Below are 22,367 nucleotides of genomic sequence, written 5' to 3' on the forward strand. Positions count from 1 at the left end.
GTCTCCTCAGGCGTGCACGTTGGCGTTGGGGGCAGTGGCCGGGGTGTCCAGCCAGTCCACCTTGTTCATCTTGCGCACCACGACGAATTCGTCCCGGTTGGTGCCGATGGTCCCGTAGTAGTTGAAGCCGTAGCTGAACTGCGCGTAGCCGCCGATCATGTGCGTGGGTTTCAACACGATGCGCGTCACCGAGTTGTGGATGCCGCCGCGTGCGCCCGTGATCTCCGAGCCGGGGGTGTTGATGATCTTCTCCTGCGCGTGGTACATCATGACCATGCCGTTGTTCACCCGCTGGCTCACCACCGCGCGAGCCGCGATGGCGCCATTGATGTTGAACAGCTCGACCCAGTCGTTGTCCACGATGCCGGCGCTCTTGGCGTCGTCTTCGCTGAGCCAGATCACCGGGCCGCCGCGGTTCAGCGTAAGCATCATCAGGTTGTCGCTGTAGGTACTGTGGATCCCCCACTTCTGGTGCGGCGTGATGAAGTTCAGCAGGATCTCGGTATTGCCGTTGGGCTTGATGCCGTGGATGCCGGCCGTGGTCTTCAGGTCCACGGGCGGGCGGTAGCTGGACAGGTTTTCCCCAAAGGCGCTCATCCAGGGGTGGTCCAGGTAGAACTGCTGGCGGCCGGTCAGGGTGCGCCACGGTATCAACTCGTGCACATTGGTGTAGCCGGCGTTGTAGGACACGGTCTCGCTCTCGATGCCGCTCCAGGTCGGGCTGGAAATGATCTTGCGCGGCTGGGCCTGGATGTCGCGGAAACGGATTTTCTCGTCCTCGCGGTACAGGGCCAGGTGCTTGTGCTCGCGCCCGGTCTGTTTGCCCAACGCTTCCCAGGCCTTGACGGCCACGTGGCCGTTGGTCTCGGGGGCCAGCTGCAGCACGACTTCGCAGGCATCGATGTCGGTCTCGATCTTGGGCATGCCGCAGGTCACGCCCTCGGCCTTGACCAGACCGTTGAGTTCCCCGAGCTGCTTGACTTCGACCTGGGTGTTCCAGGCGATGCCCTTGCCGCCGTTGCCCACCTTGTTCATCAGCGGGCCCAAGGCCGTGAAGCGCTTGTAGAGGTTGGGGTAGTCGCGCTCGACCACGGCCATGTTGGGCGCGGTCTTGCCGGGGATCAGATCGATCTCGCCCTTCTTCCAGTCCTGCACGCCGAAGGGCTGGGCCAGTTCGGACGGGCTGTCGTGCATCAGCGGGGTGAGCACCATTTCGCGTTCCACGCCCAGGTGGCCCACGCAGAGCTCGCTGAACTTCTTGGCGAAACCCTTGTAGATCTCCCAGTCGCTCTTGCTCTGCCAGGCCGGGTCCACCGCGGTGGACAGGGGGTGGATGAAGGGGTGCATGTCGCTGGTGTTGAGATCGTTCTTCTCGTACCAGGTGGCGGTGGGCAGCACGATGTCCGAGTACAGGCAGGTGGTGCTCATGCGGAAGTCCAGCGTGACCAGCAGGTCCAGCTTGCCTTCGGGGGCCTGCTCGTGCCAGACCACCTCAGTGGGTTTGGCCTCGTCCTTGCCTAGGTCCTTGCCCTGCACGCCGTGGCTGGTGCCCAGCAGGTGCTTGAGGAAGTACTCATGCCCCTTGCCGCTGGAGCCCAGGATGTTGGAGCGCCAGACGAACATATTGCGCGGCCAGTTGGCCGGGTGGTCCGGGTCCTCGCAGCTCATCTTGAGCGTGCCGTCCTTCAGGCCCTTGACCGTGTAGTCCTTGGGGTCCATGCCGGCGGCCGTTGCCTCCCTGACCACCTGCATGGGGTTGGTCTGCAGCTGCGGGGCGCTGGGCAACCAACCCATGCGCTCGGCGCGCACGTTGTAGTCGATCATGCTGCCGCCGTACAACTTCTTGTCGGCCAGGGGCGAGAGCACCTCTTCCATGCCCAGCTTCTCGTAGCGCCACTGGTCGGTGTGGGCGTAGAAGAAGCTGGTGGAGTTCATCTGGCGCGGCGGGCGGATCCAGTCCAACGCGAAGGCCAGCGCGGTCCATCCGGTCTGCGGGCGCAGCTTCTCCTGGCCCACATAGTGCGCCCAGCCACCGCCCGATTGGCCGATACAGCCGCACATCATCAGCATGTTGATGATGCCGCGATAGTTCATGTCGCTGTGGTACCAGTGGTTCATGGCCGCGCCGATGATGACCATGGACTTGCCCTTGGTCTTGTCGGCGTTGTCGGCGAACTGGCGCGCCACGGTGATCAGCTGCTGGCGCGGCACGCCGGTGATCTTTTCCTGCCAGGCCGGGGTGTAGGGCGTGTCCTCGTCGAAGTTCTTGGCAGCGAGTTCACCCGGCAGGCCGCGGGCGATGCCGTAGTTGGCCGCCTGCAGGTCGAACACGGTGGCCACCAGGGCCTCGCGCTTGTCGCCTTCCTTGCCCAGCGAGATGCGCGTGACCGGCACGGTGCGCACCAGCACGTTGTTGGCTGCGGCACCCGCGGTGTTGTTGGGGAAGTGCTCGCTCTCGATGCCACCGAAATAGGGGAAGCCGATCTTCGCGGTTTCCGTCTTGGCGCCACCTTCGAGCGCGGAGAGTTTGAGCTTCACGTCATTGCCGTGGCGCGCTTCCTTGGCCTCCAGGTTCCACTGGCCGGCATCGGCGCGGCCGTCTGGACCCCAACGGAAGCCGATGGCGCCCTTGGGGCAGACCACCTTGCCGTCCTCGTTGATGGCCACGGTCTTCCATTCGGGGTTGTTGGCCTGGCCCAGCTTGCCGTTGAAGTCGCTGGCGCGCACATAACGGTCGGGCACCAGGATCTTTTCACCGCTCGGGCTGGTCTGCTCCTTGAGCATGACCAGCATGGGCAGGTCGGTGTAGCGACGTGCGTAGTCGTCGAAGTAGGCGCTGGGTTTGTCGAAGTAGAACTCCTTCATGATCACGTGGCCCATGGCCATGGCCATGGCGGCATCCGTGCCCTGCTTGGGGTGCATCCAGATGTCGGCCAGCTTGGAGATCTCGGCGTAGTCGGGCGTCACGGCCACGGTCTTGGCGCCCTTGTAGCGCACCTCGGTGAAGAAGTGGGCGTCGGGCGTGCGTGTCTGCGGCACGTTGCTGCCCCAGGCGATGATGTAGGTGGAGTTGTACCAGTCGGCTGACTCGGGCACGTCGGTCTGTTCGCCCCAGATCTGCGGGCTGGCCGGCGGCAGGTCGCAATACCAGTCGTAGAAGCTCATGCACACGCCGCCCAGCAGCGAGAGGTAGCGCGAGCCGGCGGCATAGGAGACCATGGACATGGCAGGAATCGGCGAGAAGCCGATCACGCGGTCCGGGCCGTGTTTCTTGACGGTGTAGATGTTCGCCGCGGCGATCATCTCGTTGACTTCGTCCCAGCTGGAACGCACGAAGCCGCCCAGGCCGCGCACGCTCTGGTATTCCTTGCGTTTGGCGTTGCTCTGGGCGATGGAGGCCCAGGCTTCCACCGGCCCGTGGGTCAGGCGGGCTTCGCGCCAGAGCTTGAGCAGGCGCCCGCGCACCATGGGGTATTTCACGCGGTTGGCGGAATACAGGTACCAGCTGTAGCTGGCGCCACGCGCGCAACCACGCGGTTCGTGGTTGGGCATGTCCCAGCGCGTGCGCGGGTAGTCGGTCTGCTGGGTTTCCCAGGTGACGATGCCGCCCTTGACGTAGATCTTCCACGAGCAGGAGCCCGTGCAGTTCACACCGTGGGTGGAGCGCACGATCTTGTCGTGGGCCCAGCGGTCGCGGTAGGCGTCTTCCCAGGTGCGGTCCTCACCGGTGGTGACACCGTGGTCCTTGGAGAAGTTTTCACGCGGCTGCGAGAAGTAGCTCAGTCGGTCGAGAAAATGGCTCATGTCGGCCTCCTAGGTATGTTGTTGTTCAGGGGTTCTTCACGTAGGCATTGGCGCGCAGGTAGAACCACCAGTTCAGTACCAGGCACACGGCGTAGAAGACGGCAAAACCGTAGAAGGCGTATTGCGGCGTGCCGGCCTTGATCTGCTGGCCGATCAGCACCGGGGCGATGAAGGCGCCGTAGGCGGCGACGGCCGAGGTCCAGCCCAGCACGGGGCCGGCCTGCTGGCGGTCGAAGATGAAACCCACGCTGCGGAAGGTCGAGCCGTTGCCCACGCCGCTGGCTGCGAACAGCAGGATGAACAGGCCCATGAACATCGGGAAGTACTGCTCCGGCGTGGCCGAGCCGTAGGCCTGCATCATCACGTAGCCCACGGCCGCCGAAGCCAGCACCATGATGGCCGAGATGATCTGCGTGACGATGGAGCCGCCGACCTTGTCAGAGATCCAGCCTCCGACGGGCCGTACCGCGGCGCCCACAAAGGGGCCGATCCACGCGTAGGTCAGGGCGCTGGGCGCGTTGGGGTTCTTGGTGGTGTGGGTCAGCACACCGGCGGCGTCCGGCACGTGGCTGAAGCCGAAGATCACCGTGATGGCCAGAGGCAGGGCCATGGAGAAGCCGATGAAGCTGCCGAAGGTGACGACGTAGAGCGCCGTCATGGACCAGGTGTGCTTGTTGCGAAAGATCTCGAACTGCTTGGCCACGTTCTCCTTCATAGTGCCGAAGGCTGCGAGCTTCATCATCAGCACGGCGGCGATGATGTCCAGCGGAATCGCCACCCACATGTTCAGCAGGCCCAGGCCGGTAGGCGCCGGCAGGTAGAGGTAGAGCATCGCGATCGAGGGCACGAAGGCGAGCGAATAGAGGTAGGTGATCTTGGCGAAGGCGGTCAGGGGCGAGCCCGCGGCGGGCGTGACCGTCTTGAGGTTGTTCATGCCGAACCAGCACAGGATGGACAGGGGCACCAGCGAGAGCACCCAGGCGAAGCCGGCGTTCTGGATCCAGGTGGGTGTGCCCGCGGCGATCTTGCCGAAGATCCACCCGCTGTCCTTGACCAGGGCGCGCGACTCGCCGCCGAAGGCGCCTAGCAGGCCCACCGTCATCACCAGCGGAATCACGATCTGCATGGTCGTGACACCGAAGTTGCCCAGACCCGCATTCAGGCCCAGGGCCGTGCCCTGCAGCCGCTTGGGGAAGAAGGTGCTGATGTTGGACATGCTGGAGGCAAAGTTGCCCCCGCCGACACCCGACCACAGCGCCATCAGCTGGAACACCCACAGCGGCCACTCGGGATGCTGCAGCGCGATGCCCGTGCCGATGGCCGGTGCCAGCAGCATGGCGGTGGTGAGGAAGATGGTGTTGCGGCCACCGGCCATGCGGATCAGGAAGCTGGCCGGGATGCGCATGGTGGCGCCCGAGATGCCGGCAATGGCCGTCAGCGTGAAGAGCTCGGCCTGGGTGAAGGGGAAACCCAGGTTGAGCATCTGCACGGTGATGATGCCCCACATGCCCCAGACCGCGAAGCCGCAGAGCAGGGCGGGGATGGAAATCCAGAGGTTGCGGTAGGCGATCTTCTTGCCCGTGCTTTCCCAGAACTGCTCGTCCTCGGGGCGCCAGTCGGAGAGGGTGGTACCCGACTCCTTGGTGGTGGTGTTCATGATGGTTCCTTGGAAAGAGAGGGGGTCAGCCCTTGAGGCTGAAAGCGGGGGATTTGTCGCCCATGACCTCGGTGCGGCGCACCTCGGTCCAGTACATCCAGATCAGCGAGACCCAGACCACGCCGTACATCAGCATGAAGGCGCTGGAGCGGATGCCGGTCAGGTCCAGCAGGGCGCCGAACATGATGGGCAGCACGAAACCGCCCAGGCCACCGGCCAGGCCCACGATGCCGCTGATGGTGCCGATATTGCCGGTGTAGTCGTCGCTGATGTACTTGAAGACGCTGGCCTTGCCGAAGGCGAAGGCGATGCCCAGGATGAACATCAGCACCGTGAAGGCATAGACATTGAGGCCGATGTGGAAGGTCCTGGGGCCGTTGACCGTGGTGACGGTGAAGTCGAACTGCGGGTAAGACAGCAGGAACAGGCAGATCCAGCTCACCCACATCACCCACCAGGTCACGCTGTGGGCGCCGTATTTGTCGCTGAGCCAGCCGCCCACGGCGCGCAGCACGCCACCGGGCAGGGAGAAACAGGCCGCCAGCAGGGCCGCGGCGCGGATGTCCAGACCGTACTCACCCACGTAGTACTGGACCATCCACAGCGAGAGCGCCACATAACCGCCGAACACGATGCTGTAGTACTGGCAGTACTTGATGACCTTGGGGTCCTTCAGGGCCTTGAGCTGGTCCGTGAACTTGACGTTGCTGGGCACCAGGTGGGCCGGGTCACTGTGGCTGAAGAGCCAGAAGACGATGACCGTGCCCAGCATGATGGCCGCGTAGACCTGCGGCACCATGGCCCAGCCGAAGGCCACGACCAGGGCCGGGGCGATGAACTTGTTGACCGCTGCGCCCGAGTTGCCCGCGCCGTAGACGCCCATGGCGAAACCCTGGCGGTTCTTGGGGTACCAGCGCGCCACATAGGGCGTGCCCACCGAGAAGGACCCACCGGCCAGGCCCACGAAAAGGCCGATCGCCAGGAAGTGCCAGTAGGCCGTGGCATAGGCCATCAGGTAGATCGCCGGCACCGTGATGGCCATCAGCACGGTCATGACGATGCGCCCGCCGTAGCGGTCGGTCCAGATGCCCAGGGGCACGCGGATCAGCGAGCCCGTGAGCACCGGCGTGGCGGTGAGCAGGCCGAATTCGGTCGCGTTGAGGTTGAGTGCCTTTTTGATCGGGATGCCGATCACACCAAACATCATCCACACCATGAAACACACGGTGAAGGCCAGCGTGCTGACGATCAGCACAGAGAGCGCCTGTCTGTTCTTGTCCATCTCACATCTCCTTTGGGGATGTGGGGACTGTAGAAAGCAGCTGGTTGAAGCACCATCCTCCGGAGGTAGCTGCCGGGTGCTACGGCATCCTCCGAAAGAACTAGTCGGGCGGTTTAATCGTCGGGGACTTGAGGTGGATCAAATGTCCTGGTGGGCGGCATTCGACCCTTCAAAGCTGGCAAGGAACCGAAAGCGATGCAGTACAAGCGGAGCAATCACCCAGCCGCGGTATGTCCACAGATTCGACTGTCGAAAGCAGGATAGGCGACTTAGTCAACGCTTTCGGGCAGTTGAAAGCCTTGGAGTACGCTGGACCAGTGCTTCAGTTCGGACTGTACATGCTGCCGCAGCTCGGCCGGAGAACTCGTTCGTACCTGTACGCCATCGGAGAGCAGACGCTCCACTGTCTCTTGGTCGGAAAGTACAGCATTCAACGTCGTATTCAGGGTCGATATCGTCGTCGCAGGCGTACGAGCAGGGGCGAAGAGGCCGTACCACTGGCTCAGATCCAACTCCTGAAAACCCAACTCTCCGAAAGTCGGCACATTTGGCCAGGAGGGCAGGCGCTTTTGCCCTGCCACTGCGAGAGCCACTAACTTGCCGGTTTTGAGGTAGGGCAAGGCACTGAAAAGGCTTGGCACCATCCATTGGGCCTGTCCGCGAACCACTGAATTGAGAGCCGGGGCTGCGCCTTCATGGGCCATCCCGTCTACCGTCTGCGGGTTCCGACCGAGTAGGATTTCCGCAGAGAGGTGAGGCACTGTTCCCTCTCCAGCCGAGGCGTAATTCATGGTCTGCGGCTGTTTGTTCAGCCTGTCGAGAAAGGCCTTCACGGTGCGTATGCCCATATCCGGCCGAACCACCAGCACACTCGGGGAATGTCCGATCAGCCCGATGGCGGCGAAATCCTGAAGCGGGTCATAGCGCACCTGCTGCATAACGGGGTTGATCCCGTGCGTAGCGATATAACCGAACATCAGGGTGTAGCCATCCGGTCTTGCCGCAGCGACATACTCCGCAGCGACACTGCCATTGGCACCTGCTCGATTGTCTACAGCGATGGTCTGTCCCAGCTGAGCTCCCAGCTTTCGGGACAAAACACGGGCCATGGTGTCGTTGCCGCCGCCTGCACTGGTCGGCACGATGATGGTGATTTCCTTGGAGGGATAGCCATCTTGCGCCTGCGGCACCGATTCCGCCGGCTTGAATGGGAAGACGTAGTCAGGGAGGTGCAACTCGCCCTGCAGAATCTTGCGCGCTGTGCGTACAAGGGCGGCCTTGTCGACGACGGCCTGTTCACCCTCGCCAGCAATTTCCACATCGATATCAATTTGCCCTTGCGGGTGAACCACTGCCAACAGGTGGCGCCCGCTTGCACGCTGCATGCCAGAGGCCACTGTACCCGGCAGGGCAAAGGCAGTGCTAACGCCAATCGCACCGGTTACGGCATGCGATGCATGGCAGCTATGCGGTGTGAAATAGCGCGAGACAATGCTGTCACCTGTGTCACCAGGACTCACGATGACGGGCTTGGGCACGACACTGCCTGAAACGTCGCCCAGACCCATGCGGCGGCCCGCTTCCAAACGCATGGCCTCGATCTTCTGCAGCAGGTCGACATTGGAATCAAGTTCGGCCGGACGCTCTCGCCCTGACAGCCCGAAGTCGACGGCGCGCACGATCATCAGAGGCATCGCAGCATCGATACAGGTGACCGCTACGCCATTGATGGCTTCGGTTCGCTGCCCTGTCGGGAAAAGCTTGCCGGTGACTGCACCCCAAGCATCGAGAAAGTTCAGCAGGATCGGGGCGGCCGTGCCCGCCACGCCGTCAATGCGTGCGTTCCCTTCGTACATCACACGCCCTCCGGGCGTCTGCACAGTGGCCTCGATCTTGGCCCCTGTGTTGACGTTATATATGCGTACAGTGGTCGTGCCGTTTTGAGCCTCGATCAGACCCTGCTCTATCGCAAAAGGTGCTACGCCGGCAAGCATGTTGCCGCAGTTCGGACGGGTATCGACGGACTGGTGCCCCACCCCGACTTGGGCGAACAGGTAGTCCAGATCGCAATCTGGCTGGCTCGAGAGGGAAACGATGGCCACCTTGCTGTTGAGTGTGCTGTTGCCGCCCAGGCCGTCGAGCTGCAACGGATCCGACGCACCAATCGCACCGATCAGCGCTTGGTCCCGCTCTACCGGGTCCTGGGGTAACCACTCTTTGAGAAAGAACGGCCCCCGTGAGGTGCCCGCGCGCATCAGCACGCAGGGAATGGTTCGTTGGATTGAGTCCATTAGTCAGCCTGTAACTTGGCTTTCGCAACGACCTGCCGCCATTTGGCCAGGTCCTTGCTTACGATTTCGCCCAATTGCTCGGGGGTGCTCGTCTCTACGTCGGCACCATGCCCCTCAATGCGCTGGATGGTGTCCTTGTCCTGCAGAACCTGGTTCAAGGTCTGATTCAGCCGTCGGATCTGATCTTTCGGTGTCTTGGAGGGTGCAAAAATCGCATACCACTGATCGACCTCGACCCCTTCTATGCCCAGTTCCTTGAGCGTGGGTACAGCCGGTAGCACGGACGAACGCTTGGCACCGGCGATCGCCAGCGCTTGAAGCCGGCCGGCCTTGACAAATGGAACTCCGGTGAAAAGGCTGGGAAACATGACATGAGTCTGTCCGCCTATCGTGTCATTTACCGCTGGCGATGATCCTTTGTACGGAATATGCACCATCGCGGTCTGCGTGGCCATCTTGAATAGTTCGGCTGCGAAATGCGGCGCCGTGCCATTGCCCGCCGAGGCCACGCTAAAAGAGTCGGGCTTCTCCTTGAGCAAGCGCACCAGGTCTTTGACATCCTTCACTTTGAGCGCCGGGTTGACCACCATCAGTGTGGGCGAATACCCAACAAGGCCTACCGGTTCGAAGTCCTTGACTGGGTCATAGCGCAATTTCTGCAGAGCCGGGTTCATGGCGTGCGTGGCGATGTACCCGAACATCAAGGTATTCCCATCGGGTGCTGCCTTTGCGACGTATTCGGCTGCAATCGCGCCATTCGCTCCCGCCCGGTTGTCCACAATCACCGGCCGATTCAGCAGAACGCCCATCTTCTGCGCAATTGTTCGGGCCATGGCATCGTTACCGCCGCCGGCTGCTGTCGGCACCACGAATGTGAGGGGCTTTTCCGCCTGAGCGTGAGCCCATCCATGCGCAGCAATGAGCAACAGCGTCGCGCAAATTTTCCAGAGCGTTTTCATGCTTCACCTATCCGCCTATTTCGAATTCCAGTTGCCTGAGCAACCACCGAAGCGAATAGTGCGGGAAACCCGCTGTTTATTGAAGTGCAATTTTTAATATGATTGATGCATGGCACACATTAATTTCGATTTACAGCAATTGCAGGCCTTCATTGCTGTTGCTGAACGGGGCAGCTTTCGCGCAGCCGCCGATCAAATTCATTTGTCGCCGCCTGCGTTGAGTCGGCGGATCGAGAAGCTGGAGTCGATTCTTGGCACCCGCCTCTTCAACCGGACCACCAGGGACGTTGAGCTGACGAGTATCGGACGGGTATTTCTGGAGCGAGCCCGAGCGGCGATAGATGATCTCGAATCTGCCATTCTGGGAATTTCGGACATGGCTGCGACGCGCGGCGGACGAGTGACCGTGGCCTGCGTGCCCTCGGCGGCTATCTACTTTCTGCCTCAGGTCATCAGCAGCTTTTCTGCCAAATATCCGGCGATCCGAATTCGTGTGATCGACGAATCCATGAACCAGACCTTGCAGAGCGTGCTGGCGGGTGAGTCGGATTTTGGTATCGGATTCATGCACACACTGATGCCTGAAATTGCTTTTGAGGGCATCCACGATGATCCCTTTGTGGTAGCCATGCGTCATGACCACCCGCTAGCAAAAAGACAGAGCGTCAACTGGTCCCAGATTGAGTCCGAACGGCTGATCTCGGTTGCGCGCAGCAGCGGCAACCGGCAGCTACTTGACGACGTGATGAGCAAAGTCGGGCTGAAACCCAACTATGCGTTTGAAGTGAGCCACATTGGTACCTTGCTGGGCATGGTTGAAGCCGGACTGGGCATCGCTGCCGTACCCCGAACTTCTCTGCCAGCCAATCACCCCACGGTCGTCGGCTTGCCGCTGCGGAAACCCACGATCTCCCGTAGCCTTGGCTTGCTGCGAAAGCAGGGAGCCACTTTGCGACCGGCGGCAAGCATGTTCCATGAACATCTGTACGAAGCCCTGCGCAAACGGCGTCTGCTCACGAGCCGTTGATCGTCAAGAGGGACGTCCCGAAGAGGTTCATCGTGCGACAGCGATCGGCGCGAAGCCTGAGTGTTCGTTTTTGGCCGATAGAGCATGCTCGCAGTACCGCGCGCAGATATCCGATGACTTACCTGGAGCGCCGCGCAAATGCGCGGGGCCCACTCGGCCCAATTGGAAAAGTGGGCGGCCTTGATGTGTGGGCCGGGTCTACCTGGCTTGCGTCCTGAGCCGAGCGACAGTCGAGGGCTGCATTTCAAACCCAACCTGGAGACCGGGGTTGATGACGATGCCCAGGTCCGGTGCCATGCCCTCGAGCAAGCTAGCGAAATCCGTGGACAGTCCGACGCTAAAAGCGGTCTGGCGTTTCGACCACTCGCCGGCGCGTTCAGGTGCCGTGAACAGGGCCAGGAAAGGTGTCTTCCCGGCATTGGAGAGCACCATGGGCGCCGCGCCGCTGTCCCAGACATTGCCGGGGCCGGGTTCCCGGTCGATCAGGATGAAAACCTTCGATGCCTGCAGTGTCTGCAGAAAGCCAGTCACCGGCATCTGGTTTTGCTGAGCAGCCACCAAGTCCCGCTCAAGTTCGTTGAGCGGTTCGAAGGGCTGGTTCATGGTGTGGCGGGCTAGCGGGTCTCCCCGCTGGCTATCTCGGCCGGGCGTTGTGCACGGCGAACCAGCTGCTGATGAGGGCGCTGACGATCACCACGATGGGGGCGGTGTTTTCGGCGATATCCAGGACGCTACGCACGATCCAGTTGTGCGCGGGAGCGGGGTTCAGGGGGAGGTAGCCGCCTGCCGGGCTTGCATGGTCACTGGGGTCGGCCATGCCGGCTGCTGCAGAGACGGCCAGCACCGCCAGCACGGTGATCGACAGCCCGATCAGGCCCAGCCACAGGCCCAGCCGTTGCCTGGCGACGAGCACCAGGCCCAGGTGCATGGCCAGCAGCACACCGATGGCGAAAGCAGGCGCCAGCGCGAGACGTGTCAGGTAGCTGGTCAGCAGCGCATAGAGCAGTCCCACGCCGGCGGCGAGCGCGACCAGTGCGAATTCGGCTGCAGCCCTCTTGAGCGCCGTATGCGGCGGCTGCGGCGGGGTGAACTCTGGAAGTTGGGAGGGGCGGAACTCGGGTTTCAACACGGCGTTAATCAGTGCGAGTGGACGCTTTTATTCTACGTGCGCTGGATGCAACGCCGCGCCGTGCCGTGGCCGGGATGCAAATTTCGGCCCCATTTGTTGAACAAGTCACGGACTGTTACCGGCCACCAGAACGACTGCCTGCAGGCGTGTGCTCACATCCTGCTTGCTTGGCACGTGCTGCACGTGGATTTTGACCCAGGCCCCGGCGATGCCAAAGACCTCAGGGATGCCAGTTGGAGATGACCGGCGGCGTGTCCGCCGAGCGGCTGCCGGCCAGGGCATATGACAGTTCATTGGCGGCGCGGATCACACTCTTGGCGTATTTCTCCAGCCTGGCCGCGGTCAGCCGGGAGGCGGGGCCCGAGATGCACATGGAGCCCAGCAGGCGCCAGTTGAGTCCGAAGACCGGGGCAGCCACACTGGCCACCTCGGGTTCGCGCTCTCCCAGTGAGAGGTGATAACCGCGCTTGCGGATCGATTCGTAAGGTTCACCGCGTTCGCCGCTGAAGGCCAGGATGACCCGCCCGGGGGCGCCCCGGTCCAGGGGCAGGCGTTCTCCGGTGCGCACGTGGTGACGCACCGCCTGCGAGCCTTCGACGCGGGCGATGCAGGCGCGGATCTTTCCCTCCCGCACATAGAAGGTCGCACTCTCTCCTGTGAGCTGGGCCAGCTCGCGCAGCACCGGTTCCACCGCATTGTTGACGTCGAAGCCCGCCTGGTAGCGCGCCCCCAGCCAGCCGGTCGCGGGCCCCAGGCGCCACTGGCCGTCTTCTGCCTGCACCATGTAGTGGGACAGGGCGAGCGTTCGGGCCAGGCGCAAGGTGGTGGTCTTGTGCATGCCTGCCCTGCGGCTCATTTCCGCCAGGGTCAGCGTGGCCTCGCCGACCCGGAAGGTCTCCAGCAGCGAGAGGGCTCGCGTGACGGCGATGACGCCCCCTTCCTTCTCGTCGGGATCCTCTTTGGGGGGATTGCGCACCATGGACATCGTTTCATTGGTTGAAACGTCATTGTATGGGACGCACCTTGCGTCTAGAGTGCGAACCCATGGCGACAGTCGCTCGCCTGCACACAGGAGACACGAACCATGCAATTTTCCCGTCGCGCCATCATGGGCCTGGCCCTCTCGACCCTGGTCACCGCCTTGGCGCATGCGCAGGCCTGGCCCGGCAAGCCGATCCGTCTGGTGGTGCCGTTTCCCGCCGGGGGCGGCACCGACATCATCGGCCGCGAGCTGACCCAGAAAATGGCCGAGGCCAGCAAATGGATCTTCATCGTCGACAACAAGCCCGGCTCCGGCGGCAACATCGGCATCGACAACATTGCGAAGTCTGCCGCTGATGGCTACAACCTCGTGCTGGGACAGACCAGCAACCTGGCGATCAATCCCAGCCTGTACAACAAGCTGCCCTACGACCCGGTCAAGGACCTGACTCCCATCTCCATGGTTGCCAGTGCACCGCTGGCATTCGTGGTCTCGGCCAACTCGCCGTTTCGCACATTGGCCGATCTGGTGGCCGCAGCCAAGGCACGCCCGGACCAGATCAACTTCGCCACCTCCGGCAATGGCACCGTGGCGCACCTGGCCACGGAGCTCTTCAAGAAAGAGGCGGGCATCAAGCTCACGCACATTCCCTACAAGGGCGCGGCACAAGGCCTCAACGACGTGATCGGGGGCCAGGTGGATGTCTATGTCTCCTCCATTCCCACCCTGATCGCGCATATCAAGAGCGGCAAGTTGCGCGCGCTGGCAGTGACCTCGCTCAAGCGGGTGGACGACCTGCCGCAGGTCCCCGCCATCGCCGAGTCAGGCTACAAGGGGTTTGAGGCCGTGACCTGGTTCGGCGTGCTCGGCCCGGCCAATCTGCCCAAGGACATCACCGCCCGCCTGAATGCCGAGATCAACAAGGCCCTGCAAACCCCCGAACTGAAGAAGAAGCTGGGCGACCAGGGCGCCGACGTGGCCGGCAGCACGCCGGAACAGTTCGCCAGGCTGGTCCGGGAGGACATGGTCCGCTGGGGCGCCGTCGTCAAGGAATCCGGCGCAAAGATCGACTGAACTCCCATTTACAAGGAATCGACAACACCATGACAACACCCGACATCATTCGCGACTTCGAACGCGTTTCGCCGCAGATCGTGGCGCAGGCCGCCGCCTACCAGGCGGCCATCCTGGCCGACGTGGCCGGCCGGCGCGGTGCCTTGCACGGGCGCATACGTGCCCTGCATCCCCGCATGAAGATGGCAGGCACCGCCCTGACGGTGGAAGTCCGCCCCGGCGACAACCTGATGATCCACGCCGCCATGTCCCTGGCCAAGCCGGGTGATGTGCTGGTGATCGACGGCAAGGGCGACCAGACCGCCGCGCTCATGGGCACCATCATGATCACGGCCTGCCGCAAGCTTGGCATCGCCGGCGTCGTGATCGACGGCTCCGTGCGGGATGCGCTGGAGCTCGAGGAGATGGCTTATCCGGTGTTCAGCGTCGGCACCAATCCGAATGGCCCGACCAAGCTGGTGCCGGGCCGTATCGGCCATCCCGTCACGGTAGGCGGAGTGACAGTGCATCCCGGTGACTTCGTTCTGGGCGATGCGGACGGCGTGGTCGTGGTCGAGCGCGACAAGATCGCATCGCTGCTGCCCCTGGCGGCCAAGAAGGTCAAGGACGAGTCCGAGCGCATCGCGGGCATCCACAAGGGCGATACCGCCGCCAAATGGCTCGATGCCGCCTTGCGCGCTGCCGGCGTCCTGAAAGAGGGGGAGCGCCTGTGAGCGTGGCGACTGAAGCGGGCAAGCCGGTGGTGCTGGTCACGGCTGCTGATCTGGCGCCACAGGCGTTGGAACTGCTGCGGGATTTCGAGGTGATCTATACGGGCAAGACGCCGACCGAGGACGACATCGTGGCGCTGTGTGCCCGGTACAACCCCGTGGCCATCATCGTGCGCTACGGCGCCGTGGGCGCCAGGGCCATCGGTGCCGCGCCTGCACTGCGCGTGATCTCCAAACACGGCAGCGGTACCGACACCATCGACAAGGCCGCGGCCCAGGCGCGCCAGGTGCAGGTGCGCGCCGCGGTCGGGGCAAATGCCGCGGCCGTGGCCGAGCAGGCCCTGGCACTGCTGCTGGCTTGCGCCAAGTCCGTGCCGAAATTGAACGCGCGCATGCATGGAGGTCTGTGGGACAAGGCCACACACAAGAGCCAGGAGCTGGGTGGCCGCACCATCGGTCTGGTCGGTCTGGGCGCCATCGGCCTGCGATTCGCCAGGATGGTCCAGGCCATGGACATGCGTGTCATCGGCTTCGATCCCTATGCGCGGGCATTTCCGCCGGGGGTGGAGAAGGTGGACCTGGACACCTTGTGGCGGACATCGGATGCGATCTCCTTCCACTGCCCGTTGACCGACGAGAACCGCAACATGCTGAACCGCAGCACGCTGGCCCTGTGCAAGCCCGGGGCGATCGTGGTGAACACGGCACGCGGCGGGCTGATCGACGAGACCGCGTTGCTCGATGCGCTGCGCTCGGGCCAGCTTGCCTCGGCCGGCCTGGACAGCTTTGCAGTGGAGCCCATGACCGCGGGGCACCCTTTCCAGGGGGAGGAGCGCATCGTGCTCAGCCCGCACATCGGCGGTGTCACGGCAGACGCCTACGTCAAGATGGGTGTGGGGTCCGTGGAAAACCTGCTGGCCGTCCTGCGCGGCTAGGGCCTGCAGCCGGCCTCAACTCACGCCTGCGCTGGTCGCCAGCACCGCTGCCTGCACGCGTGTACTGACATCCAGCTTGCGCAGAACGTGCTGCACGTGGATCTTGACCGTCGTTTCGGCGATGCCGAGATCGGCGCCGATCTCCTTGTTGCTGGCGCCACGGGCGATGCCGCGCAGGATGTCGCGTTCGCGGGGCGATAGCTGACGCAGCAGGGTCTGGGCCGGAGTGGCGGGCGCTGCTGCCGGGGCGACGGGCTTGCCGTTCTGGAAGGCCGAGACCAGCTTGCTGGTCATCTCGGGCGCCACCACCTTTTCACCTTGCATGACACGGTGGATGGCGGCGCTCAGCGCATCGCCTTCGATGGTCTTGAGCAGGTAGCCGGCGGCGCCGGCCTGCAGGGCGTTGCCCAGGTCCTGTTCATCTTCGCTGACGGTCAGCATGAGCACACGCGCTTGCGGCGCGGCCTCGCGCAGGGCGGGCAGGGCGTCCACGCCGCGCACGCCGGGCAGGTGGTTGTCCAGCAGGATCAGGTCGGGCTGCAGTTCCTGCGCACGGCGCTGGGCCTCGCCGGCGTCGGCGGCATCTCCCACCACTTCGAAAGCGCTCTCACGCGCCAGCAGGGCCGTGAGGCCGCGGCGGAACAGGGTGTGGTCGTCGACCACCAGGATGCGGATGCGTTCAGCTCGGGACATGTTCCAGGACCGCAGTGGAAGGGGCTAGCGAGGATGCGCGGGCGGCCACCAGCTGGGCTGGCAGGGTGAGCACCACGGAGGTGCCGGCGCCGGGTGTGGAGATGAGTTCGACGCGCGCGCCGATGCGTTCGGCGCGTTCGCGCATGATGCGCAAGCCCACGTGGCTGTCGTCGATGCTGTCGTCGTCCCAGTCGAAACCGCGCCCGTCGTCGCGCACCTCGAAGCGCCACTCGGGCTGCTGCTGCACGTCCAGCCAGACCTGGCTGGCACGCGCGTGCTTGCGCACATTGGACAGGGCTTCCTGCACGATGTGCAGCACCTGGATCTGCAGGTCCGGCGCCAGCGGCAGGCCCTGGCCCTGCATCTGCAGGTGCGCCTTCAGGCCGCTTTGCAACTCGAACTTGTGCAGGGTGGTGGTGAGCGCGGTATCGATGTCTTCGGTGTTGGTGCGGGTGCGGAAGTGCATGAGCAGCTCACGCACATCGCCATAACTTTCGCGCACGCCGGCGTCGATCTCCTCCAGCACCAGGCCCATGGCCTGGCGGTCGCCCGTGGCCAGGGCGTCGCGCATGAGCTGCACCTGGATCTTGAGGAAGGCCAGGGACTGGGCGATGGAATCGTGCAGTTCGCGTGCCAGCAGGTGGCGCTCCTGCGAGACGGCGGCTTCCTTCTCCAGCGCGTTCAGGCGCAGGTTTTCCATGGCGCCGGCCAGGTGGCTGGCCAGGGCTTCGAGCAGCGAGCGCTCGGCGGCCGAGGGGTCGGTGCGGGCGTGGAAGAACAGGTCCACCTCGCCCATGAGGCGGTCGTGCAGGCGCACCGGGATGTTGACCAGCGATTCGTAGCCGGCCTGGCCGCACAGGCGCTCGCGCGTGTCGCCCAGGGCGTGGATGGGGATGACACGCAGGCTGGCGTCTTCCGTCATACCGGCGCCGCAGTGGCAGTCGCCCTTGTGGATGCAGTGCTCGGCCTCCACCATCTCGGCGGGCAGGCCCTGGGCGGCCAGCATCAGGTAGCGCTGGTTGCTCTGGTCGGACCAGCGCAGGGCCACGCCGTCGGCGTGCGCGATGCGCTGGATGCTGCGCACGAAACCCTGGGCCAGTTCGTCCAGCGTGGTGGCGCGCGCCACCAGGGCGGTGACCTCGTACAGACTGGCCAGGCGCTCACGTTTTTCTTCCAGCTCGGCGGTCTTCTCGGCCACCTTGGCCTCCAGGTGGCGGTACATGGACTGCAGGTGCGCGGCCATGTCGTTGAAGCCTTCGGCCAGGGTGCCGAACTCGTCGCTGCTGACGCGGTCCACACGGGCGTCGAAGTCGCCGCCCTGGATCTTCTCGATGGCGCGCTTGAGCAGGCCCACGGGTTCGAGCACCAGAGACTGGCCGATGTAGAGCATCACCACGGTGCCCAGGATGACCAGGGCCATCAGCGTGGTCTGCAGCAGGTGCAGGATGGCGGTCCAGCGGGAGATGTGGGTTTCGATGCCGCGCACGAAGGCGTCGATGTGACCGACGAAGGCGATGGTCATCTCGCGCAGCTGCTGCGGCTGCGCGGGTGTGGCCGGGCCGATCAGCAGCTGGCGAAAGCCTTGCCAGTCCTGCTCGATCACGCCAAAACGCGCCTGCACCGTATCGTCCCAGGGTACGAAGAGCGGGCGCTCTGGGTCGCCCTGGCGCAGCACGGCCAGGCTGCCCTCGAAAGTCTGCACCAGCTCCGGCAGTTCGTCGGTCTGGCCCGTGCCCAGGCTCAGCGACATGCGGTAGGCCTGCATGCGCATGCTGCCGGCCTCGTTGACGGCGGCGGCGCCGCCGTCCAGCTGCCAGGACACCCACAGCGTGGCCGCCGTGGCCAGCAGGGCCATCAGCAGAAAGGGGGTGCCGGCCAGCGTCAGTTTGGCGGCCAGGCTGCGTTGTTTGCGCGGTGTCATGGTGATCCCGGTCAGGGACCACCAGTGTGCCGCCGATGGGCCCGGCCGGGTGGGTCCGAATCTTGATCTGAGTCAAATGACGGCGCAATAGCCCCGCTGAGGCGGCCTTGGCCGGGCGAGCGGCTCTCAGAAAGGCGGCGGGCTGCGCCAGTGCAGGGTGGCGCCGGTGAGCGGGTGGGCGAGCGCAAGCTCGCTGGCGTGCAGCAGCAGGCGCGGGCTGCGTGCCAGGTTGTCTGCGTCGGCGTACAGCGCATCACCGAGGATGGGGTGGCCGATGGCCTGCAAGTGCACACGCAGCTGGTGGGTGCGGCCGGTCACGGGCTCCAGTTCCAGCCGGGTCCGGGGCCGGCCCTGCGCGTCTTCCTCATGTGCGAGCACGCGCCAACGGGTCAGGCTGGCCTTGCCTTGCGCGTCGACCTTCTGTCGCGGGCGGTTCGGCCAGTCGCTCATGAGGGGCAGGGCGATCTCGCCCCACGCGCCTGCGGGCGCAGCCAGGTGGCCGGCAATCACGGCGATGTAGCGCTTGTGCACCTCGCGAGATTCAAAGGCCATGCTCAGGGTGCGTTGCAGCTCGGGGCCACGTGCCATCAGCAACAGGCCCGAGGTGGCCATGTCCAGCCGGTGCACGATCAGTGCGTCGGCCCACTGTGACTGGGCGCGGGTGCTGGCGCAGTCCTGCTTGTCGGCGCCGCGCCCGGGCACCGAGAGCAGGCCGGCCGGTTTGTCCAGCACCAGAAGGGCATCGTCTGCATGCAGGCAGACGATGCCCTGTGTTTCAACGTTGGCCTTCACCCTGGATCAGGCGCTGCACGGTATCGCACAGCTCCGAGACGTCGTTGGGCTTGTGGATCAGGGCGCGGGCGCCGGCGTCCAGCGCGGCGGCCTCGATCTCGGGGGTGATGTAACCCGAGGCCAGGGCCATGGGCAGCTTGGGGCGGATGCGGCGCGCGTCGTTGAGCAGCTCCACCCCGCTGTAACCCGGCATGTTGTAGTCGGTCACGAGCAGGTCGTACTCGTCGGGCTGCGCGCGCAGTGCGGCCAGGGCAGCCTGCGGGTCGGTGTAGGCGCTGACCTTGAAGCCGCGCCGCCCCAGCACGCGCTCGACCAGGAAGGACAGGGCCTTGTCGTCGTCCACGTACATCACGTGGCGGCCGAAACCCATCACGGTCTGCAGGCGCGTGGGCTCGGCCGGGACCGAGGGTATGTCGTCATCGGCGTCGGCCACCGGAAAATAGAGTGTGAACTCGCTGCCCTCGCCCGGCGTGCTGCTCACGTCCACCGTGCCCAGGTGGGTGCGCATGACACCGTGCACCACGGCCAGACCCAGGCCCGTGCCCTGGCCCACGGGCTTGGTGGTGAAGAAGGGTTCGAAGATGCGCTGCAGGGTCTCGGGCTCCATGCCGCTGCCGCTGTCGCGCACGGCCAGGGTCACGTAGCGTCCGTCGGACAGGCCCAGACGCTGGCACTCCAGGAAGTCGGGGTTCGCGCTGTTGAGTTCGATGCTGACCGTGCCGCGTGTGCCGCCGATGGCGTGGATGGCGTTGGTGCACAGGTTGATCAGCGCCTGCTCGACCTGGGTGGCGTCGGCCAGCACGGCCGGCGTTTCGCGCAGACGCACCTGCAGATCCACCGTGGGCGGCAGGGTGACCTTCATGAGGCGCACCGATTCCTGCACCACCTCGACGAGCTGGATGGGGTGGCGCTTGGGGGTCTCGTTGCGGCTGAAGGTCAGGATCTGGCGCACCAGGTCGCGCCCGCGGCGCCCGGCTTTCTCGATTTCGCCCAGGCTGACCTGCACCGGGGAGTCGGCCTCGGCGTCCTGGCGTGCCAGCGTGACGTTGCCGAGGATGGCGCCCAGGATGTTGTTGAAATCGTGCGCGATACCTCCGGCCATCGTGCCGATGGCCTGCATCTTGTGCGCCTCGCGCAGCTGGGCTTCGAGGATGTTGCGCTGTGCCTCCATCTGGCGGCGCGCCGTGAGGTCGCGTGCAAAGACGGTGGTGATGTCGCCATCGCCCTCGGGCTGGCGTTCACGCGAGACACTGACCTCCAGCGCCAGGGGCAGGCCCTCGGCGGTGCACCCGCTCACCTCGCCCAGCGTGGCCTGGGTCGAGAGGCGGGTGGCGGCAATGGCGGCAATGGCCTCGGGCAGGAAACGCCCCAGCGAGGTCTTGAGCGCTTCTTCCGGCGGGCACTGGAACAGCGCGGCGGCAGCCGGGTTGAAGACGGTGATGCGCTGCTCGGCGTCGACGCAGATGATGGCGTCGAGCGAGGAGTTGATGATGGCGGCCAGGCGGTTCTCGCTCAGGCGCAGTTCCTCGTTGCGCTGCTGCAGGGCCAGGGCGCTTTCCTGCAGGGCGCGGCGGCGTTCCTGCAGGGCGCGCCGCTCGGTCAGCAGCGGGCCCTGGTCGATCACCGCGCAGATGAAATGGGTGAGATCGCGGTCCTGCGAGTACTGGATGCGCGCGATGTGCAGGTCACCCGTGAAGCGGGCTTCCAGGCCGCTGGAGAAGACCACTTCGTTGGTGTCGCTGTGGCCCTGCAGCTTGGCCTCGTCCAGCGAGTGCTGCACGCGCTCGACGTGGTCGGGGGTGACCAGGGGCAGCAGGAAGTTCAGGGGGGGGTCGGTTTCCTTGGGGCGGAAGAGCTTGAGCGCCATGGCATTGCTCTGCTCCACCATGCCGAATTCGTCGACCACCATGAGCCCCAGGGGCACGTTGGAGAACAGGGATTCGAAACGTTCGGAGGCGCCCTCGGCGGCGATGCGGCTGAATTCAAGCGCGCTGTTCTGCGCTTCCAGTTCGGCCTGGTAGGCACGCAGATCGTCGATCAGCTTGGGTAGGGCCCGGCGGGACATGGCGCTAGGACCGGTTCAATTGTTCTTGTTGGTGAACCAGAAGCTGACGACCGGCGCGGTCGGATCGTCGAAAGAGGCGCCCAGCGCCATCTCGCCCTTGTCCAGCAGCACGCATTCCTGGCGGCGCAGCGAGATCACGGCGGTGGAGCCGGCAAAACGTACCCAGGTGCCGTAACTGCTGATGTCCGAGAGCACGAAGAGTTCGCCGCGGCGGTCCAGGCGGGCATGCAGGCGCGAGACGCGCGGGTCCAGCACGCTGAACTGGGCGTCGTTGCCGCGGCCGAGGAAGACCGGCATGTCCATGGCCTCGAACAGGATGTTGTGCTCGCGCCAGGTCAGCTCGATGGTGCTGGGCAGGCGGCTGGTCGGCGCACCGACCGTTTCCAGGCCGGCCTGCATGGTCATGATCTCGGACGTGGTTTCGCGCTGCCAGTCGATGCGGTAGACCGTGGCCGGCTCGCTCTTGCCCCGGATGTCCATGGGACCGAGGTTGCGGAAGTTGATTTCGCCGTCGCCGTAGAGCGCGTCGATCACGCTCTCTGACGCAAAGATCTGCTCGGCGCCGGACAGGTCGCTCAGACGCGAGGCCATGTTGACGGCGTCGCCGAAGCAGTCGCCGTCCTGCTCGACCACTTCGCCACGCGCCAGGCCCACCTTGATCTGCATCTTGCTCATGCCGGGCAGGCTGCCGCTGCGTTCGCGCTGCATGCGCTGCATCTCCACCATGGCCAGCACGGCGGCCTGGTTGTCGCCGAAGGACGCGAGCACGCCGTCGCCCAGGTACTTGATGACCCGGCCGCCGCGCGCCTGGAAGAGCTTGCCGATCCAGTGCGTGGTACGGGTCACCACCTCGGCGGCCTTGGCATTGCCCAATGCCTCGAACAGACCGGTGCTTCCGGTCAGGTCGGCAAAGACGATGGTGAGGACAGCCATGCGAGCGGGATCTTGGAGAGTGTGAGTGTGCTTATTATGCCGGCCCACGCCCCGCGTACCCGCCGCGGTGGCCCCGGTCCATATCAGCAGCGAGTATACGGGCAGGCCCGGGC

17 protein-coding genes are annotated in these 22,367 nt (G+C 64.6%); 4 read left to right on the forward strand and 13 right to left on the reverse strand.

Annotated features, from left to right (window positions below; all coding sequences use genetic code 11):
• Positions 1 to 6: 6 nt before the first annotated feature.
• From AC07NT_RS02595 to AC07NT_RS02615, 5 genes are all read right to left on the reverse strand, one after another.
• Positions 7 to 3,804, reverse strand: a complete 3,798-nt coding sequence (locus AC07NT_RS02595) for a nitrate reductase subunit alpha (RefSeq protein WP_498597989.1) — start codon at positions 3,802 to 3,804, stop codon at positions 7 to 9.
• Positions 3,805 to 3,829: 25 nt separating this feature from the next.
• Positions 3,830 to 5,461 (reverse strand): MFS transporter, encoded by a 1,632-nt coding sequence (locus AC07NT_RS02600; protein WP_498597988.1) that lies wholly within the window; start codon positions 5,459 to 5,461, stop codon positions 3,830 to 3,832.
• Between the two features lie 25 nt (positions 5,462 to 5,486).
• The gene (locus AC07NT_RS02605) at positions 5,487 to 6,743 is read right to left on the reverse strand and encodes an MFS transporter (protein ID WP_498597987.1); all 1,257 of its coding nucleotides are present in this window, start codon (positions 6,741 to 6,743) and stop codon (positions 5,487 to 5,489) included.
• A gap of 269 nt (positions 6,744 to 7,012) precedes the next feature.
• A complete protein-coding gene (locus tag AC07NT_RS02610) occupies positions 7,013 to 9,034 on the reverse strand; it encodes a 4-oxalomesaconate tautomerase (RefSeq protein WP_498597986.1) in 2,022 nt (673 codons plus the stop codon).
• A complete protein-coding gene (locus AC07NT_RS02615) occupies positions 9,034 to 9,993 on the reverse strand; it encodes a Bug family tripartite tricarboxylate transporter substrate binding protein (protein WP_498597985.1) in 960 nt (319 codons plus the stop codon). The genes AC07NT_RS02610 and AC07NT_RS02615 overlap by 1 nt, the downstream gene beginning before the upstream one ends.
• A gap of 109 nt (positions 9,994 to 10,102) precedes the next feature.
• Here AC07NT_RS02615 and AC07NT_RS02620 point away from each other — a divergent pair, with 109 nt between their 5' ends.
• Entirely contained in the window at positions 10,103 to 11,020 is a 918-nt protein-coding gene (locus AC07NT_RS02620; RefSeq protein ID WP_498597984.1) for a LysR family transcriptional regulator, read from the forward strand.
• A gap of 198 nt (positions 11,021 to 11,218) precedes the next feature.
• On the opposite strand, the gene AC07NT_RS02625 is transcribed toward AC07NT_RS02620, so the two are convergent.
• The 3 genes from AC07NT_RS02625 to AC07NT_RS02635 all read right to left on the reverse strand — a co-directional run bounded on the left by AC07NT_RS02625 (position 11,219) and on the right by AC07NT_RS02635 (position 13,134).
• Positions 11,219 to 11,623, reverse strand: coding sequence for an SseB family protein (locus AC07NT_RS02625; RefSeq protein ID WP_498597983.1), 405 nt, complete (start codon positions 11,621 to 11,623; stop codon positions 11,219 to 11,221).
• A 31-nt stretch (positions 11,624 to 11,654) separates the two neighbouring features.
• The gene (locus tag AC07NT_RS02630; RefSeq protein WP_498597982.1) at positions 11,655 to 12,149 is read right to left on the reverse strand and encodes a hypothetical protein; all 495 of its coding nucleotides are present in this window, start codon (positions 12,147 to 12,149) and stop codon (positions 11,655 to 11,657) included.
• Positions 12,150 to 12,369: 220 nt separating this feature from the next.
• Entirely contained in the window at positions 12,370 to 13,134 is a 765-nt protein-coding gene (locus AC07NT_RS02635; protein ID WP_498597981.1) for an IclR family transcriptional regulator, read from the reverse strand.
• Between the two features lie 99 nt (positions 13,135 to 13,233).
• Here AC07NT_RS02635 and AC07NT_RS02640 point away from each other — a divergent pair, with 99 nt between their 5' ends.
• The 3 genes from AC07NT_RS02640 to AC07NT_RS02650 are packed head-to-tail and all read left to right on the forward strand — an operon-like array spanning position 13,234 to position 15,850.
• Positions 13,234 to 14,205 (forward strand): Bug family tripartite tricarboxylate transporter substrate binding protein, encoded by a 972-nt coding sequence (locus AC07NT_RS02640; RefSeq protein ID WP_498597980.1) that lies wholly within the window; start codon positions 13,234 to 13,236, stop codon positions 14,203 to 14,205.
• Positions 14,206 to 14,234: 29 nt separating this feature from the next.
• The gene (locus AC07NT_RS02645; RefSeq protein ID WP_498597979.1) at positions 14,235 to 14,918 is read left to right on the forward strand and encodes an RraA family protein; all 684 of its coding nucleotides are present in this window, start codon (positions 14,235 to 14,237) and stop codon (positions 14,916 to 14,918) included.
• Positions 14,915 to 15,850, forward strand: coding sequence for an NAD(P)-dependent oxidoreductase (locus AC07NT_RS02650; RefSeq protein WP_498597978.1), 936 nt, complete (start codon positions 14,915 to 14,917; stop codon positions 15,848 to 15,850). The genes AC07NT_RS02645 and AC07NT_RS02650 overlap by 4 nt, the downstream gene beginning before the upstream one ends.
• Positions 15,851 to 15,865: 15 nt before the next feature.
• Here AC07NT_RS02650 and AC07NT_RS02655 read toward each other — a convergent pair whose 3' ends face one another.
• The 5 genes from AC07NT_RS02655 to AC07NT_RS02675 form a co-directional block, all read right to left on the reverse strand.
• Positions 15,866 to 16,543 carry a response regulator gene (locus tag AC07NT_RS02655; protein ID WP_498597977.1) on the reverse strand — a complete coding sequence of 226 codons (678 nt, stop codon included), beginning with the start codon at positions 16,541 to 16,543 and terminating at the stop codon, positions 15,866 to 15,868.
• Positions 16,530 to 18,464: a type IV pili methyl-accepting chemotaxis transducer N-terminal domain-containing protein gene (locus tag AC07NT_RS02660; RefSeq protein ID WP_498597976.1), complete on the reverse strand. Its 1,935-nt coding sequence runs from the start codon at positions 18,462 to 18,464 to the stop codon at positions 16,530 to 16,532. The genes AC07NT_RS02655 and AC07NT_RS02660 overlap by 14 nt, the downstream gene beginning before the upstream one ends.
• 126 nt (positions 18,465 to 18,590) lie before the next feature.
• Positions 18,591 to 19,256, reverse strand: coding sequence for an RluA family pseudouridine synthase (locus AC07NT_RS02665; protein ID WP_498597975.1), 666 nt, complete (start codon positions 19,254 to 19,256; stop codon positions 18,591 to 18,593).
• A complete protein-coding gene (locus tag AC07NT_RS02670; protein WP_498597974.1) occupies positions 19,240 to 21,321 on the reverse strand; it encodes a PAS domain-containing hybrid sensor histidine kinase/response regulator in 2,082 nt (693 codons plus the stop codon). The genes AC07NT_RS02665 and AC07NT_RS02670 overlap by 17 nt, the downstream gene beginning before the upstream one ends.
• Before the next feature lie 15 nt (positions 21,322 to 21,336).
• A complete protein-coding gene (locus AC07NT_RS02675) occupies positions 21,337 to 22,254 on the reverse strand; it encodes an adenylate/guanylate cyclase domain-containing protein (RefSeq protein WP_498597973.1) in 918 nt (305 codons plus the stop codon).
• Positions 22,255 to 22,367 lie beyond the last annotated feature (113 nt).

The organism is Hylemonella sp. GW821-FHT10B10, assembly GCF_059415585.1.

Coding starts and splice junctions, on each gene's coding strand:
- AC07NT_RS02595 (WP_498597989.1), bottom strand. CDS start 3,804: ATGAGCCATTTTCTCGACCGACTGAGCTACTTCTCGCAGCCGCGTGAA.
- AC07NT_RS02600 (WP_498597988.1), bottom strand. CDS start 5,461: ATGAACACCACCACCAAGGAGTCGGGTACCACCCTCTCCGACTGGCGC.
- AC07NT_RS02605 (WP_498597987.1), bottom strand. CDS start 6,743: ATGGACAAGAACAGACAGGCGCTCTCTGTGCTGATCGTCAGCACGCTG.
- AC07NT_RS02610 (WP_498597986.1), bottom strand. CDS start 9,034: ATGGACTCAATCCAACGAACCATTCCCTGCGTGCTGATGCGCGCGGGC.
- AC07NT_RS02615 (WP_498597985.1), bottom strand. CDS start 9,993: ATGAAAACGCTCTGGAAAATTTGCGCGACGCTGTTGCTCATTGCTGCG.
- AC07NT_RS02620 (WP_498597984.1), top strand. CDS start 10,103: ATGGCACACATTAATTTCGATTTACAGCAATTGCAGGCCTTCATTGCT.
- AC07NT_RS02625 (WP_498597983.1), bottom strand. CDS start 11,623: ATGAACCAGCCCTTCGAACCGCTCAACGAACTTGAGCGGGACTTGGTG.
- AC07NT_RS02635 (WP_498597981.1), bottom strand. CDS start 13,134: ATGTCCATGGTGCGCAATCCCCCCAAAGAGGATCCCGACGAGAAGGAA.
- AC07NT_RS02640 (WP_498597980.1), top strand. CDS start 13,234: ATGCAATTTTCCCGTCGCGCCATCATGGGCCTGGCCCTCTCGACCCTG.
- AC07NT_RS02645 (WP_498597979.1), top strand. CDS start 14,235: ATGACAACACCCGACATCATTCGCGACTTCGAACGCGTTTCGCCGCAG.
- AC07NT_RS02655 (WP_498597977.1), bottom strand. CDS start 16,543: ATGTCCCGAGCTGAACGCATCCGCATCCTGGTGGTCGACGACCACACC.
- AC07NT_RS02660 (WP_498597976.1), bottom strand. CDS start 18,464: ATGACACCGCGCAAACAACGCAGCCTGGCCGCCAAACTGACGCTGGCC.
- AC07NT_RS02670 (WP_498597974.1), bottom strand. CDS start 21,321: ATGTCCCGCCGGGCCCTACCCAAGCTGATCGACGATCTGCGTGCCTAC.
- AC07NT_RS02675 (WP_498597973.1), bottom strand. CDS start 22,254: ATGGCTGTCCTCACCATCGTCTTTGCCGACCTGACCGGAAGCACCGGT.